The following is a 14,425-nucleotide window of genomic DNA, read 5'->3' on the forward strand; positions in this document are numbered from 1 at the left end:
GTCGCTCGCGCTCCGCGGCGGAGCCGCTGATCGGCACTGCCCCGCACCCCTGGCCGGATGGAGTGAAGGAATGTTCTCTCAGCACCCTCGACCTGGCTCGTCGCGACGGGCGTTCATCGTTTCCGGGGCGGGCGCCGCGCTCGCCCTCGGGAACACCCCTCCCGCCCACGCCCGTCCCCGCCCCTTCGGGCCCTACGGATCGCCCGCGCGCCGCCTGAACGCGCGCACCCTCTACGTAGACCGCAACGGCGCGGGCGACCACACCACCGTGCAGGCCGCCGTGACCGCCGCCACCGGCGCAGGCCACACCCTCGTCATCGCGCCCGGCGTCTACCGCGAGACGGTCTCCGCCGCCCTCGCCTCGACCGGAATGACCTGGATCGGGGCCGCCCGCGACCCGCGCCGCACGGTCATCGTGTACGACAACGCGGCGGGTACCGCCAAGCCCGACGGATCGGGCACGTACGGCACCACGGGCTCGGCCACCGTGACCCTGCGCGCCGACGGATTCACGGCGCGGGGGATCACCTTCGCCAACGACTGGCTGCGCGCCGACCACCCGGACATCACCGGCACCCAGGCCGTCGCGATCAAGGTCATGGGCGACCGTTCGGCCTTCTTCGACTGCCGCTTCCTCGGCCACCAGGACACCCTGTACGCCGACTCGTCCGCGCTGACCACGTTCGCCCGCCAGTACTTCCGCGACTGCTACGTGGAAGGTGACGTGGACTTCGTCTTCGGGCGCGGCACGGCGGTCTTCGACCGGTGCCACTTCCGCACGCTCGACCGTACGGACCTCGCGGGGGCCCCGTACGGATTCGTCTTCGCGCCGTCCACGGCGGGCGCCGACCCGCGGGGCTTCCTCGTCGCACGCTCCCGGATCAGCTCCGCGGCCCCGGACGCCTTCTACAAGCTGGCCCGCCCGTGGGTGCCGAGCTCCGACACCACGGCCCGCCCGATGCTTACCGTCCGCGACACCCGTATGGGCCCCGGCATCGACGCGGTCGCGCCCTACACGAACATGTCGGACGCCTACCCGTGGCAGAGCCAGCGGTTCGCCGAGTACCGCAACTACGGTGCGGGAGCCGACATTTCAGTGCCCGCGAACAGGCCGCAGCTCACCCGCGAAGAGGCCGCGCGGCACACCCGCGAGAGCTACCTCGGCGACTGGCGGCCCCACGGCCTCTCCCCGGAGTCGTAGGCGAGGGGACGCCGGAGTCGTCACCCCAGCTGCCACAGGGCGTACACGATGACCAGCAGGACGACTCCGGCGAAGGCCAGCATCACTCCGAGGAACCGCAGATATCCCACGCTCCCGAACACGTTCGCCGGAGGGGTGCCGAGCCGCTCCGGGCCGCCCCAGCGGTCCGCCGTGCGCTGCCGGATCCGCTGGGAGCGCCGGACGGTGCTCCCGCGTATGTCGAACGCCCAGCTCAGACCGGCCCACAGGGCGACGACGCCGCCGAGTGCGAACACGGCGAGGAGCACCGGGGACGGACCGTGCGTCGAGGCGGCGACGGTGAACTGCTGGAGCACTGGGTGTCCTTTGCGCGGGGCGGTGCTCGGCTCCGCGGTCTTGTCGTCGGGTGTGCGACCAACGAGCCTATGGCGGAGCGCTCAAAGGCGAGGTCAAGCCGCATCCATGGCTGAGCAATGGATCAACGGCGACCTCCCCCGCCCGCTTCCCGGGCCCGGCCGACCGCGCCAATTTCACGGATCGTGTATCGATCGGATAAAGCCTCTCGCGGGATGCGTGTGATGCGCGTAGACAAGCGGTGACCTGGCGCGGACGATCACCATCACGGAGCGTGCGCGGACCAGGGACCTCCTGAACCGACGGCCGTTTCGGGCCAGATCCGGAGTCACCACACATGCGGAAGTCCATCAGAGTCGCGGGTATCGCCGCCGCGTGCGCCCTCGCCGGCGGAGCCCTCTACGGCACCGGCACGGCAGGCGCCGACGCGCCCACCGCGAAGACCACGGCCGAGCCCTACAACATCGGCAAGCTGGTCGGCGACATCAAGACGTACTACGGCGCCACCCAGGACGCCGACGGCACCTGGCAGGCCGCGCCCGACAGCGCCTACGCCGACGACCTGCACCGCGTCGAGGCGAGCGCCAAGAAGGACATCGCCAAGGCGGTGAAGAAGGCGAAGCATCACCACGCCAAGCCGGCGATCGTCTTCGACATCGACGACACGCTGCTGCTCAGCCTCGACTACGAGGTCTCCACCAACTACGTCTACAACAGCGCCACCTGGGCCGCCTACGTGGCCGAGGCCGACCGCCCGGCGGTCTTCGGCACCCCCGCCCTCATCAAGTACGCGAAGAGCAAGGGCGTCGAGGTCTTCTACAACTCGGGGCTGAGCGAGTCGCAGCGCGCCGGTGCCGTCGAGAACCTGAAGAAGGTCGGCATCGACACCAACCTCGACGCCCGTCACGTCTTCCTCAAGAACGCCGACACCCCGCCCGCCTACCTCAGCGGCTGCGCCACCGCCGGCGCCTGGAAGTGCACGACCGTGCAGTACAAGTCCGGCACCCGCAAGCACATCGAGTCGCTCGGCTACGACATCGTCGGCAACTTCGGCGACCAGCAGTCGGACCTCGACGGCGGCTACGCGAACAAGACGTACAAGTTCCCGAACCCGACGTACTTCGTCGGCTGACCGGAGCCTGCCCGGAAACGCCCCGCCGGGTCACACCGGCGGGGCGTCCCGTCCCCGCGTGACCGCTCAGTCGTAGGTCAGGTCGGAGGCGGTGTACTGGCAGTACGTGCCGTCGGGGCCGCTGCCGACCTCGGTGGGCTCGGCGCCGGTGCTGTTGCCGTTGTAGCGGACGCACGGCTTGATCTTCTTGCTGCTGTCGCCGTGGATCCGCACATTGCGCAGGGCGGCCGTGTCACCGTAGTTGGAGTTGATGCCGACGATCGACTTTCCCGGTGAGGTCACGTCGACGTCGTTGATGATGATGCTGCGGTTCTTGTACTGCGTCGAGCAGTTGCCGCAGGAGCGGACCAGCTTGCCGAAGTCCGACACCTGGAACTTGGTGACGACGAGCTTGCCCGCGCCGTTGAACTGGAACACCTTGTCGTCGGCCTTCTTCGCGCCGCCGCCGTACACGGTGTAGACGGACGACGTGGACTTGCCCTTGAAGGTGGCGGCGTCCTCACCGACATCCTCCCACCAGACGTTCTGCAACGTACAACTGCCGGCACAGTGCACGCCGTCGGCGGCGGGGGAGCCGATGATGACGTTCTTCAGCGTGGCGCCGTCCTTCAGGTTGAAGATCGAGTCCTGGCCCTCGTCCTGGCCGTCGCCGCCGAGATCACCGGAACCGTAGAACCGCTTGTAGCTGCCGTCGTAGGTGCCCGACACCGAGATGCTGCTGCTCACCGCCTGGGTGCCGGTGGCCGTCGGCCAGGCGGTCGCGGCCCCGGCCGGGCTGAGCATGCCGGTCGTCACGAGGGCGGCGCCCGTGAGGGTCAGGGCGACGAGGCCGCCGAGGGTGGTCCTGCGGCGGGTGACGCGTCGCCGGTGATTGCGGGGGGATCGATTGGCTTTCTTCGTCATGCCCGGTAGTCGCCGGGCCCGGAGCAAAGGTTGCCGCTCCGTTTCCGGCGGACATCCGCTACGTGAAGTCGCCGCCCACAGCGGCCCGTTCGCCGCTCGCTGTCCGTCCCGCCACGGAGTACCTGTCACGGCCCGCGTCCCGTCCGCCCCGGGGGTGGTCGAACTGCCCGGCGAACACGTACTCCCCGGCAGGCACCGAACGGCCGTCCTTCAGGACCCACCGGAACACCAGGAACCCGCCCCGCTCGGCGACGGACACCGAGAAGTCGTCGGCGGGCAGGGTCCGCCAGTTGCCGGTGCCGCTGACGCCTCCGGTCTGCGCGACACGCAACTCCACGGTGAGCGCGCTCAGTTGTTGTCTCGTCCTGAACTTGATGTCGCTCTGTGCCCAGAAGTCGTTCGAGCCGGGGTCGACGGACCCGTCCGACCACAGTGGCCCGTCGGCCGTGGCGGTGGCGGCCGGAGCCGAGGAGGAGTGCCGGGGCGCGGGCGGCGCGGCGGGCGAACTGCGGTGCCCCGAGGGGGAGTCGGAGGGCCCCGGCGCCCGCGACGTGGCGTCCGCCGACGGTGTCGGCACGCCCGCGGGCGTCGGGGGCACGGCGACCGTCTGCCGCGGGCCGTCGTCCTGGACCAGCGCGGCGCTGATCGCGAAGCCACCCACCGCGAGCGCCCCGGCGACCCCGGCGGTGGCCCCGGCGATCCGCACCCAGCCGACGGCGGGCCTGCGCCGCTCCGGTACCGCCGCACGCGGATCGGACATGCCCCGCTCGATCCGGGCGAGCATCCGCTCCCGGTCGGGGCGGTGCGCGCCGGCGGAATCGCGCAGCCGCTGCCGCAGTTCGTCGTTCACCGGGGGCCTCCCTCCACCGTTGCCCCGACCGCCCGGACACGGCGCGGCGCCGGCCCGTCCCGCTCGCCGGACCCGAGCCGCCGCTCCAGCTCGGCCATGCCCTTCGACGTCTGGCTCTTCACCGTACCCACCGAGATCCCGAGGGTGAGCGCGGTGTCCTTCTCCGACAGGTCGAACGCGTGCCGCAGCACCACGCACGCCCGCTTGCGGAACGGGAGTTCACGCAACGCGCCCTGGACGTCGACCACGGCCGGCACGTCGGGGTCCTCGGCGCGCTCCTGCCGCCCCGACCAGAACAGGGCGACGCGCCGCCGCTCACGGACCGCGCTGCGGATCCGGGTGCGGGCGAGATTGGCGACGACACCGCGTGCGTACGCCACCGGGTGATCGGCGTTCCTGACCCGGTCCCAGCGGTGCCAGAGCGCGAGCAGAGCATCCGCCGCGAGATCGTCGGCGGCGTCCGCCTCGCCCGTCAACAGGTGGGCGAGCCGGGCGAGTTCGGCGTGATGCCGTTCGAAGAAGGCCTGGAATTCGGCGGAGTCGTCGTCGTCCACGACGGTGCTCACGCGCATCCCTCCCTCACTGTGCGGCCGGACGGGATGCGAGAGCGTACCAGCGTTGCGTACGACGTTTCGAAGGTCGTGCGGGATTTCGTACTCGACGGAGGAACGGGTTCCGGCGGGCGGGGTGCCGGGCAAAGGGCGGGCTAACCCGGAAGGCAGGTTCGCGACCCAGGTTGCGATACTGACCAGGTACGAGAAGGGGCCGGGCCGCCGCTACTGCACGCTCACCGACGCGGGCCGCACCACGCTGGGTGAACAGGGGGCACTGTGGCGGGAGTTCGACACCTCCGTACGGGAGATGCCGGCGATGGGAGGAGCGCGGTGACCGATATCCCGGCCACCCCGGCCACCCCGGCCACCCCGGACTACCTGGGCGAACTGGCTCGTCTCCTGCTCGCCCGCGGACTGCCGTCGGACCATGTGTCGGCCACGGTCGCCGGCCTCGCCGCGCACGTGGCCGAGTCCGGGCCGGGTGACCCCGTCGAGGAGTTCGGCCCGGTGGAGGACTTCGCGCGGCAACTGGCCCCGGAGGCCGAGGAGCAGGCCGCCGCCCCCGATGAACACGTGGAGACATGGCGCTGGACGGCCGACACCTACGCGGACGAAGCGCTCCTGGACCGCTTCGGCGACGAGGGCTGGGAGGTCGAACGCATCGACGCGCTCGGCCGCTTCGTCAGCCGCCGGGACCCCGAACAGCTCCAACGCTGGGAGTACCGGCGGGAGTTGGTGACCCGCGGCCGCGCCGCCCTGGACCACAAGCTCGCGGTCGAGGGCTGGGAGCCGTGCGGCACCTGGGTCGTCTACGGCTGGTACAAGCGCCCCAAGGCGGCGACGCTGGGCCCGGCGGCGGAGTTCACCGCCCCGCCGCCGGCGGCCCCGGCCCGCCACGCCTTCTTCAGCCGCCGTTTCTACGCGACGCTGGGGGCGGCGACCCTCGTGCTGATCGCCGCGGCGATCATCCTGTCCCTCTCGGACGGTGAGGCGAGCACGGGCGCGGGTTTCGTCACGGGAGCCCTGACGGGAGCGGCGGTACCCCTCCTCGCGGTCTGGGCACTGGTGGCATGGAAGGGGCGCCGCTAGGGCCCTTCTGAAGAAGGGCCCTAGCCCTCAGTTCTTCAGCGCCGCCGACATCATCGCCTTCGCGATCGGCGCCGCCAGACCGTTGCCGCTGACCTCGGAGCGGGCCGCGTTCGACTGCTCCACGACCACCGCCACCGCGACCTCCTTGCCGGTCGAGTCGTCCTTCGCGTACGACGTGAACCAGGCGTAGGGCGTCTGGCTGTTGTTCTCGCCGTGCTGTGCCGTGCCCGTCTTGCCGCCCACGGTCGCGCCGGAGATCTGCGCGTTCGTGCCCGTGCCCTTCGTCACGACGGTTTCCATCGCCGACCGCAGCTGCGACGCGGTCGAGGAGCTGACGACGCGCTTGCCGTCGGAGTCCGGATAGCTCTTGATCGCGTCCCCGTCGGCGTTCGTCACCTCGGAGACCATGTGCGGCGAGGCCTGCTCCCCGCCGTTGGCGATCGTCGCGGAGACCATCGCCATCTGCAGCGGGGTGGCCGTCACGTCGAACTGGCCGATGGCGGACAGCGCGGTCTGCGCCTTGTCCATGCCGGACGGGTAGATGCTCTTGGCGGCCCGTACGGGGATGTCCTGCTTCTCGTCGTTGAAGCCGAACTTCTCGGCCATCGCTTTGACCTTGTCCTGGCCGAGCTCGACGGCCAGCTTGCCGAAGACGTTGTTGCAGGAGTACTGGAGGGCGGTGCGGAGGGTGGCGTCCTCGCACGGCGCGCTCGCGCTCTCGTTCCTCAGGGGCTGGCTGCTTCCCGGCAGCTGATAGGGGTTCGGGGAGTCGGTCTTGTCGTCGACCGACGAGTACAGCCCGTCCTCGAGGGCGGCCGCGGCGACCACCAGCTTGAACGTGGAGCCCGGCGGCAGTGCCTGCTTCAGTGCCCGGTTCATGGTGGGCACGTCCTCGTCGTCGGACAGCTTCTTCCACGCCTTCGCGTCGGACGAACCCGAACCGCTGATCTGCGACGGATCGTACGACGGCGAGGACACCATGCCGAGGACCTTGCCGGTCTCCGGATCGATCGCGACGGCGGCGCCCTTCGTGTCGCCGAGCGCCTTGGACGCGGCCTTCTGCACGGCCGGGTCGATCGTCGTGACCACGTCACCGGGGCTCGCGTGCTTGCCGGTGATCGTGTCGACCGGGTTCTTCAGCTGGTTGTCGGTGCCGTCCAGGGTGTCCTGATACAGGGACTCCAGCTGCGTCGAGCCGTACACCTGTGAGGTGAAGCCGGTCACCGCCGAGTACAGGGAGCCGTCCGTGTAGGTCCGCTTGTACTTCAGGTCGCTTCCGCCACCCGTCTTCTCCGAGCCCGTCACCGCCTTTCCGCCCACGATGATGTCGCCCAGCGGATACGCGTACTGCGCGATCGTCTTCCGCCGGTTCTTGTCGTTGTCCGCGAGGGCCTGGCCGTCGTAGAACTGCACCCATGTCGCCCTGACCAGCAGAGCGAACACGAGCAGCAGACTGAAGACGGAGGCGCGCCTGATCGTCTTGTTCATCCCGCTGGTAAGACGAGCGGCCCGGAGCGAATCGTTCCAATAGACCCGCTTTTCTCAGAAACCTCTCACGCGCGGGATCGCGAGTTCAGAGCCGACGCGTGGCCAGGGTCAGCCGGTCCCTGGCGTCGAACAGCGCGTCCTTCACCATCTGCTCGTGCGCGGGCGTGAGGCGTGCCACCGGCACCGAGCAGGAGATCGCGTCCCTGGCCGGCGTCCGGTACGGGACGGCGACGCCGAAGCAGCGCAGGCCCAGCGTGTTCTCCTCGCGGTCCACCGCGAAGCCCTGCTCCCGCACCGTGTGCAGCTCCTCGATGAGCTTCTCGCGGTCGGTGATCGTGTGCTCGGTCAGCGCGGGCAGCGTCTCGGGGAGCATCTTGCGGACCTGCTCGTCGGTGTGCGTGGCGAGCAGTGCCTTGCCCAGCGACGTGGAGTGCGCGGGAAGGCGCCGCCCCACGCGCGTGAAGGGCCGCAAGTAGTGCTGCGACTGGCGGGTGGCCAGATAGACCACGTTCGTGCCGTCGAGGCGCGCCAGGTGGATGGTCTCCGTGGTGTCGTCGGAGAGCCGGTCGAGCGTGGGCCGCGCGGCGGCCACCACCTCGTCGCCGTCGATGTACGACGTCCCGACGAGCAGCGCCCGCACCCCGATCCCGTACCGCGTCCCGGTCGCGTCCGTCTCCACCCAGCCGAGCTCGACGAGCGTGCGCAGCAGCATGTACAGGCTCGACTTCGGGTACCCGACCGCCTCCTGGACCGCGGCCAGGGAGTGCATGCCGGGGCGGCCCGCGAAGTATTCGAGCAGCTCGACCGTGCGCACCGCCGACTTGACCTGTGCGCCCCCTTGCGCGCCAGCCTGCGCGCCACCTGTTGCGGTGCCCGCAACGGCCCCCGTCTCGCCAGCCGACATCGCCCTTGACCCCTTCGTTCGACGAGAAATAGTCTCCGTACAGTTCATCGACAGAGACAGCGTTCAGTATATCGAACGACCCTCGCGGCTCGTCCGGCGAGCCGCGAGAAAAGCTGGAGGAATTCGCCGTGGCAGCAGCACCAGTCTGGAGTGTCGACCCCCGAACCGGGAAGCAGCGGGAGCAGGTCGCGGTCGAGGCCACGGCCGAAGAGGTGGACCAGGCGGTTCGCGCCGCCCACGCGGCCCGCCCCGCGCTCGCCGACCGGGCCGTCCGCGCCGCCTTCCTGCGCACCGCGGCCGACCTGCTCGACGAGGCCAAGGACCACCTGGTGGAGGCCGCCGACGCGGAGTCCGCACTCGGTCCGGTCCGCCTCACCGGCGAACTCACCCGTACCGGCTTCCAGTTGAGGGCGTTCGCGAAGGTCGTCGACGAGGGCGCCTTCCTCGGCGTCGTCATCGACCACCCCGACGACACGGCGACCCCGCCCATCCCGGACCTGCGCCGCTACAAGATCCCGCTGGGCGTCGTCGCCGTCTACTCGGCGTCGAACTTCCCCTTCGCCTTCTCCGTGCCCGGCGGCGACACCGCGAGCGCGCTCGCCGCGGGCTGCCCCGTCGTCGTCAAGGCCCACCCCGACCACCCGGCCACCTCCGAGCTGGTCGCGTCGGTCATCCGCAGGGCCGCCGCGCAGCACGGCATCCCGGAGGGCGTGCTCGGTCTCGTGCACGGCTTCGAGGCGGGCGTCGAACTGGTCAAGCACCCGCTGGTCGCTGCGGCCGGTTTCACCGGTTCCGTACGCGGCGGACGTGCGCTCTTCGACGCGGCCGCGGCCCGTCCGGTGCCGATCCCGTTCCACGGCGAGCTGGGCTCCCTCAACCCGGTCGTGATCACCGAGGCGGCCGCCGCCGAGCGTCCCGAGCAGATCGGTACGGGCCTTGCGGGCTCCATGACGCTGGGCGTCGGCCAGTTCTGCGTGAAGCCGGGCCTGGTCTTCGCGCCGGGCGGCGAGGCGGGCGACGCTCTTGTCAAGTCCCTCACGGCCGCCGTCAGCGACACCGCCGCCGGCGTCCTGCTCGACCACCGCATGCGCGACAACTTCGTCGCGGGCGTCGCCGAGCGGGCGCAGCTCCCGGACGTGGACGCCCCGGTGACCCCCGGCGCGGGCGGCGAGCACACGGTCAGCCCCGGTTTCCTCACGGTCCCGGCCACGAAGCTCGCGGTCGAGGGCGGGGCGCACGACCTGCTCCTCGAAGAGTGCTTCGGCCCGGTCACGGTCGTCGCCCGCTACGAGTCGGCGGACGAGATCACCGCCGTCCTCTCGCGGCTGCCCGGCAACCTCACGGCCACCGTCCAGCTCTCCGCGGAAGAGGCCGCCGGCGAGGGCCGCGGCACCGAGATCCTCGCCGAGCTGACCCCGCTCGCAGGGCGTGTCCTGGTCAACGGCTGGCCGACCGGCGTCGCCGTCGCCCCCGCCCAGCACCACGGCGGGCCGTACCCGGCGACGACCTCGACCTCCACCTCGGTCGGCGGCACGGCGATCGAGCGCTGGCTGCGTCCGGTCTCGTACCAGACGACCCCCGAGGCCCTGCTGCCCCCGGAGCTGCGCGACGACAACCCGCTGGGTCTGCCGCGCCGCTACAACGGCCGCCTGGAGAACTGACGCCCATGGAGTTCCACCTTCCTGAACTGCCGTTCCCGTTGTACCCCTACGGCCCCGACGGGCAGTGGTCGTACGAGGACGGAACGCTCACCGGCCGGGCCGGCGCCCGCCAGGACCGCTTCGTGCCGCCGACCGGCGACTCGCTGGAACCCGCCTCCGACGCGCCCCGCCTGATCGGGGCGCCGGAAGGCGACTTCCAGCTGATCGCCCGGGTCACCGTCGGCTTCGCGGCGGACTTCGACGCGGGCGTCCTCTACCTCCACGTAGGAGAGCGGGAGTGGGCGAAGCTCTGCTACGAGCGCTCCCCGGCCGAGCCGACGATCTGCACGGTCGTCACCCGCGGGCACTCCGACGACGCGAACGCCTTCGTGGTGCCCGGGTCGACGGTGTGGCTGCGGATCAGCCGTACCGGTGCGGCCTTCGCGTTCCACGCCTCGACCGACGGCGAGACGTGGACGTTCGTCCGCATCTTCTCCCTCGGCGACGAGAAGTCCGCGGCGGCGGCCCAGGTGGGCTTCCTCGCGCAGTCGCCGACGGGCGAGGGGTGCGAGGTCCGCTACGACCACATCGAGTTCCGCCCGGCCTGGCCGCAGGGCATGCGGGACGGCTCCTGACCGCTGCCGCCGTTCCCGCCCGCCGGGAATGAGCGGAGGCACCATCCGGTTGAAGTACGGCGCAGGGGCACCCCCTGTGCCGTACGAAACTGGAGCGAGAGACCCCATGCGCGTCGAGATCTGGACCGACATCAACTGCCCGTTCTGCTACATCGGCAAGTCCCGGTTCGAGCAGGCACTCGACGCGTTCCCGCACAAGGACGCGGTCGAGGTCGTGCACCGCTCCTTCGAGCTCGACCCGTCCGCCGCCAAGGGCGAGACCGGACTCGTCGTCCCGCACATCGCCCAGAAGTACGGCATCAGCGAGGCCCAGGCCGCCGCCAACGAGCGGGGCCTCGGACAGCAGGCCGAAGCGCTCGGCCTGCCCTACCTCACCGAGGGCCGCGACTACGGCAACAGCTTCGACCTGCACCGCCTGCTCCAGCTCGCCGCGGCCAAGGGCGTCCAGGACGCCCTGATCGACGTCCTGTACCGCGGGAACTTCGCCGAGGGCGGCTCCGTCTTCGCCGACGAGGAGAACGTGGTGCGGCTCGCCGTCGAGGCCGGACTCGACGAGGCCGAGGTCCGCGAGGTGCTCGCCGACCCGGACCGGTACGCCGACGAGGTGCGCGCCGACGAGCGCGAGGCCGCCGAACTCGGCGCGACGGGCGTGCCCTTCTTCGTGCTCGACCGCCAGTACGGTGTCTCCGGCGCCCAGCCCGCCGAGGTCTTCGCCCAGGCCCTCACCCAGGCGTGGGGCAGCCGCTCGCCGCTCACCGTGATCGAAGGAGCCGAGGGCGGCGACGCCTGCGGCCCCGACGGCTGCGCGGTTCCCCAGGCCTGACCCTTCCCGCGGCGGGGCAGAGTGGGGTCATGGAGACCACCGGTGAGCACCTGCCCGTCGCCCCTGCCCTGAACCTCGATCTCGTCCGCGCGCAGTACGACCCGGCCACCACCTACCTGAACACGGCCAGCTCGGGGCTGCTGCCCGTACGGGCCGCGGACGCGATGCGCGAGGCGATCTCCGCCATGGTGCGGGGCCGCTCCCTCGACTCCCTGTTCGCCGACGTCGAGGAGGCCCGCGCCGCGTTCGCCCGGATCGCGGGGGTCCCGGTGACCCGGGTGGCGACGGGCGCGTCCGTCGCCGTGTACACCGCACTGATCGCCGCGTCGCTGCCCGAAGGCGCCGAAGTCCTCGTGGCCGAGGGCGAGTTCAGCTCCACGATCAACCCCTTCCACGTGCGCGGGGACCTCAAGGTCCGCACCGTCCCGCTGGAGGCGCTCGCCGAGTCCGTCCGGCCCGGCACCGCGCTGGTCGCCGTGAGCGCGGTCCAGTCCGCGGACGGCCGGGTGGCGGAGCTCGCGGCACTGCGCGCCGCGACCCGCGCCCACGGCGCCCGCCTCTACGTCGACGCCTCGCAGGCCGCGGGGTGGTTCCCGCTCGCCGAGCACGCCGCGGAGGCCGACTACATGGCCGCCGTCGCCTTCAAGTGGCTCACCTGCCCGCGCGGCGCGGTCTTCTTCGTCGGCCCCGAGGACCCGGAGGAGCTGACGCCCGTCTTCGGCGGCTGGGTCGCGGGGGAGAAGCCGTGGGACAGCTGCTACGGCCCCGTCACCGAGCTGGCCCGCTCCGCCCGCAGGTTCGACGAGTCGCCGGGCCTCATCGCGTACGCCGGGGCACGTCACTCCCTCGCCCTGATCGAGGAGTTGGGGGTGGACGCCGTACGCGCCCACGACCTGGCGCTCGCCGACCGCTTCCGTACGGGCCTGGCGTCCCTCGGCCGGGCACCGATCCCGTCGCCCGGCTCCCCGATCATCTCGGTGCCCGAACTCGGCGTACAGCAACCGGAGTTGCATACCGCCGGACTCGAACTCTCCAATCGTGCACGCAACTTGAGGGCTTCCTTCCATCTCTACAACACGCCCGAGGATGTCGACCGGCTGCTGGACGCCCTCTCCCGCTGATCGACCGGCCGGACCCTGGCGCTCGGCCCCGCCGGACGCTAGAAAGCACTACGAGGTGGTGGTGCCGGTGGCCCGGAAGGACGGGACAGGACCGACGGCCGACGCCGAGCTGCACCGGCGTCTTGTCTACGGCGACGAGGCCGCGCTCGCCGAGGCGTACGACACTTACGGCGGGCTCGTCCGCGGCGTCGCCGTCCGGGTGACGCACCAGGCCGGCGCCGCCGACGACGTCGCGCAGGAGGTCTTCGCCCACCTCTGGGCGCGGCCCTGCACGTACGACGAGCGCCGCGGCACGCTCCGCACCTGGCTCACCATGCTGGCGCACCGCCGCGCCGTCGACTGGGTGCGCAGCGAGGCCCGCCACCGCAAGGCGGCCGGTGCGGACGACGAGGTCCTGCACGCGATCCCGGCACAGGACCCCGGCCCCGACGAACGGGTCGTGGACCGGGAGCGCGCCCTCCTGCTGCACTCCGCACTCGCCGAACTCCCGCTGCCACAGCGGCAGGTGGTGCACTTGGCGTACTTCGCGGGGCGGACGTACCGTCAGGCGGCGGCGGAGCTCGGGATCCCCGAGGGCACCGCGAAGACCCGGCTGCGCGCGGCCCTGCACCGGCTGGCCGAAACGTTGGCGGAGCCGCCCGACCCGGCCACGGAAAGGAGCGCGTGATGGCGACCGACGAATACGACCACGCGGCGATCCGCGATCTCCTCGGTGCCTGGGCCGTGCACGCGCTGACCCCGGCCGAACAGCGCTCCCTGCCGGGGCACTTGGCGGAGTGCGCGTCGTGCGCGGCGGAGGCGGCGCGGCTGCGGGAGACCGTGCGGCTGCTCGACGGCCCGGCCGCCGGTCTCGCCCCGCCCCGGGCCGCGGTCAGGGACGACGTCCTGGCCCGCGCCTTCGCCGCCCGCCCGCCCGCGCCCCGCACCGCGCCGCACGCGGAGCCCTACGCCGCCGCGGTGGCCGCGCTCCAGGCACTCCTCGCCGAACTCGACCCGGACGCGGACGCCGCCCCGGACCCCGCCGCCTGGCGCACCCCGGTGATCCACGACTGGACCGTGCAGGACACGGTCGCCCACCTCATCGCCGCCGACGAGCACCTCGCCACCCACCTGGGCCTTCCGGCCAACGCCCCGGCGGCCCCGACCGTGCCGGTCGCCGCGCAGGAGACCGACTGGCGCACGGACTGGGCGAGCCGCACCCACCGCGTCATCGCCCACGAACGCGCCCGCGCCCCGCGGGACACGGTCGCCACCTGGCACGCGCAAGCGGCCGCACTGCTCGACACCCCGGCCGCCCGCGACCCCGAACAGGCCGCGCGGACAGCCACGTTGGTCGGCATCAGGCTCCCCGTCGCCGAGCACTTCCTGATCCGCGCCTTCGAGACCTGGATCCACGCCGACGACATCGGCCGTGCCGTGGACCGCCCGGTGCCCCCGCCGCCCGCCGCGCACCTGTGGCGGCTGGTCCGCCTCGCCGTCCGCATCCTCGGCCAAGCGCTCGGCCCCGACGCGGAGCCGGTCGCGCTCACCGTCACGGACGACGCCCGCGGCACGGAGTGGATCCTCGGAGCGGAGGGCGCACCGGTACGCGCCGAACTCGCCCTGCATCCGGTCGACTTCTGCCTGCTGATCGGCGGCCGGGCCGCCCCGGGCACCGTCCCCAGGGGCGCACTCGGCGACGAGGAAGCCGTGCGTGCCGTCCTCGACCGCGCGGCCCGGCTCGCCTGGCTGTGACCCGGCGCTGTGAGCGCA

The 14,425-nt window shown here is 71.9% G+C and carries 15 protein-coding genes; 9 read left to right on the forward strand and 6 right to left on the reverse strand.

Features of this window, described 5'->3' with window-relative positions:
• Positions 1 to 70 precede the first annotated feature (70 nt).
• Entirely contained in the window at positions 71 to 1,201 is a 1,131-nt protein-coding gene (locus tag ACIREE_RS17195) for a pectinesterase family protein (RefSeq protein ID WP_404152083.1), read from the forward strand.
• 20 nt (positions 1,202 to 1,221) lie between these two features.
• On the opposite strand, the gene ACIREE_RS17200 is transcribed toward ACIREE_RS17195, so the two are convergent.
• Positions 1,222 to 1,536 carry a hypothetical protein gene (locus tag ACIREE_RS17200; protein ID WP_404152086.1) on the reverse strand — a complete coding sequence of 105 codons (315 nt, stop codon included), beginning with the start codon at positions 1,534 to 1,536 and terminating at the stop codon, positions 1,222 to 1,224.
• 335 nt (positions 1,537 to 1,871) lie between these two features.
• Between ACIREE_RS17200 and ACIREE_RS17205 the strand changes: the two genes are divergently transcribed.
• On the forward strand, positions 1,872 to 2,666 hold the full coding sequence (locus ACIREE_RS17205) for an HAD family acid phosphatase (protein WP_404152089.1): 795 nt from the start codon (positions 1,872 to 1,874) through the stop codon (positions 2,664 to 2,666).
• A 66-nt stretch (positions 2,667 to 2,732) separates the two neighbouring features.
• Here the strand turns inward: ACIREE_RS17205 and ACIREE_RS17210 are convergent, their stop codons facing one another.
• The 3 genes from ACIREE_RS17210 to ACIREE_RS17220 are packed head-to-tail and all read right to left on the reverse strand — an operon-like array spanning position 2,733 to position 4,985.
• Positions 2,733 to 3,569 carry a pectate lyase gene (locus tag ACIREE_RS17210; protein ID WP_404152091.1) on the reverse strand — a complete coding sequence of 279 codons (837 nt, stop codon included), beginning with the start codon at positions 3,567 to 3,569 and terminating at the stop codon, positions 2,733 to 2,735.
• 58 nt (positions 3,570 to 3,627) lie between these two features.
• Entirely contained in the window at positions 3,628 to 4,419 is a 792-nt protein-coding gene (locus ACIREE_RS17215; protein WP_404152094.1) for a hypothetical protein, read from the reverse strand.
• Positions 4,416 to 4,985: a SigE family RNA polymerase sigma factor gene (locus tag ACIREE_RS17220; RefSeq protein WP_404152096.1), complete on the reverse strand. Its 570-nt coding sequence runs from the start codon at positions 4,983 to 4,985 to the stop codon at positions 4,416 to 4,418. Before ACIREE_RS17220 ends, ACIREE_RS17215 begins: the two co-directional genes overlap by 4 nt.
• Positions 4,986 to 5,303: 318 nt before the next feature.
• On the opposite strand from ACIREE_RS17220, the gene ACIREE_RS17225 reads away from it, so the two are divergent.
• On the forward strand, positions 5,304 to 6,062 hold the full coding sequence (locus ACIREE_RS17225) for a hypothetical protein (protein WP_404152099.1): 759 nt from the start codon (positions 5,304 to 5,306) through the stop codon (positions 6,060 to 6,062).
• A gap of 27 nt (positions 6,063 to 6,089) precedes the next feature.
• Here the strand turns inward: ACIREE_RS17225 and ACIREE_RS17230 are convergent, their stop codons facing one another.
• The gene (locus ACIREE_RS17230; RefSeq protein WP_404152102.1) at positions 6,090 to 7,550 is read right to left on the reverse strand and encodes a peptidoglycan D,D-transpeptidase FtsI family protein; all 1,461 of its coding nucleotides are present in this window, start codon (positions 7,548 to 7,550) and stop codon (positions 6,090 to 6,092) included.
• Positions 7,551 to 7,635: 85 nt separating this feature from the next.
• A complete protein-coding gene (locus ACIREE_RS17235; protein WP_404152105.1) occupies positions 7,636 to 8,454 on the reverse strand; it encodes an IclR family transcriptional regulator in 819 nt (272 codons plus the stop codon).
• Between the two features lie 128 nt (positions 8,455 to 8,582).
• On the opposite strand from ACIREE_RS17235, the gene ACIREE_RS17240 reads away from it, so the two are divergent.
• The 6 genes from ACIREE_RS17240 (at position 8,583) to ACIREE_RS17265 (ending at position 14,407) form a co-directional block, all read left to right on the forward strand.
• Positions 8,583 to 10,115 (forward strand): aldehyde dehydrogenase (NADP(+)), encoded by a 1,533-nt coding sequence (locus tag ACIREE_RS17240; protein WP_404152108.1) that lies wholly within the window; start codon positions 8,583 to 8,585, stop codon positions 10,113 to 10,115.
• Between the two features lie 5 nt (positions 10,116 to 10,120).
• Positions 10,121 to 10,729, forward strand: coding sequence for a DUF1349 domain-containing protein (locus ACIREE_RS17245; RefSeq protein WP_404152111.1), 609 nt, complete (start codon positions 10,121 to 10,123; stop codon positions 10,727 to 10,729).
• A 106-nt stretch (positions 10,730 to 10,835) separates the two neighbouring features.
• On the forward strand, positions 10,836 to 11,552 hold the full coding sequence (locus ACIREE_RS17250; protein ID WP_404152114.1) for a DsbA family oxidoreductase: 717 nt from the start codon (positions 10,836 to 10,838) through the stop codon (positions 11,550 to 11,552).
• Between the two features lie 29 nt (positions 11,553 to 11,581).
• Positions 11,582 to 12,673 carry an aminotransferase class V-fold PLP-dependent enzyme gene (locus tag ACIREE_RS17255; RefSeq protein ID WP_404152117.1) on the forward strand — a complete coding sequence of 364 codons (1,092 nt, stop codon included), beginning with the start codon at positions 11,582 to 11,584 and terminating at the stop codon, positions 12,671 to 12,673.
• A 55-nt stretch (positions 12,674 to 12,728) separates the two neighbouring features.
• Positions 12,729 to 13,340: a sigma-70 family RNA polymerase sigma factor gene (locus tag ACIREE_RS17260; RefSeq protein WP_404152119.1), complete on the forward strand. Its 612-nt coding sequence runs from the start codon at positions 12,729 to 12,731 to the stop codon at positions 13,338 to 13,340.
• A complete protein-coding gene (locus ACIREE_RS17265; RefSeq protein ID WP_404152121.1) occupies positions 13,340 to 14,407 on the forward strand; it encodes a maleylpyruvate isomerase family mycothiol-dependent enzyme in 1,068 nt (355 codons plus the stop codon). Before ACIREE_RS17260 ends, ACIREE_RS17265 begins: the two co-directional genes overlap by 1 nt.
• Positions 14,408 to 14,425: the final 18 nt, after the last annotated feature.

Origin of the sequence: Streptomyces sp. NPDC102467 (assembly GCF_044765445.1) — a bacterium.
Lineage (GTDB): Bacteria > Actinomycetota > Actinomycetes > Streptomycetales > Streptomycetaceae > Streptomyces.

Bases quoted from the DNA above. Each gene is read 5' to 3' on its own strand.
- ACIREE_RS17195 (WP_404152083.1), top strand. From the start codon at position 71: ATGTTCTCTCAGCACCCTCGACCTGGCTCGTCGCGACGGGCGTTCATC.
- ACIREE_RS17205 (WP_404152089.1), top strand. From the start codon at position 1,872: ATGCGGAAGTCCATCAGAGTCGCGGGTATCGCCGCCGCGTGCGCCCTC.
- ACIREE_RS17210 (WP_404152091.1), bottom strand. From the start codon at position 3,569: ATGACGAAGAAAGCCAATCGATCCCCCCGCAATCACCGGCGACGCGTC.
- ACIREE_RS17230 (WP_404152102.1), bottom strand. From the start codon at position 7,550: ATGAACAAGACGATCAGGCGCGCCTCCGTCTTCAGTCTGCTGCTCGTG.
- ACIREE_RS17235 (WP_404152105.1), bottom strand. From the start codon at position 8,454: ATGTCGGCTGGCGAGACGGGGGCCGTTGCGGGCACCGCAACAGGTGGC.
- ACIREE_RS17245 (WP_404152111.1), top strand. From the start codon at position 10,121: ATGGAGTTCCACCTTCCTGAACTGCCGTTCCCGTTGTACCCCTACGGC.
- ACIREE_RS17250 (WP_404152114.1), top strand. From the start codon at position 10,836: ATGCGCGTCGAGATCTGGACCGACATCAACTGCCCGTTCTGCTACATC.
- ACIREE_RS17255 (WP_404152117.1), top strand. From the start codon at position 11,582: ATGGAGACCACCGGTGAGCACCTGCCCGTCGCCCCTGCCCTGAACCTC.
- ACIREE_RS17265 (WP_404152121.1), top strand. From the start codon at position 13,340: ATGGCGACCGACGAATACGACCACGCGGCGATCCGCGATCTCCTCGGT.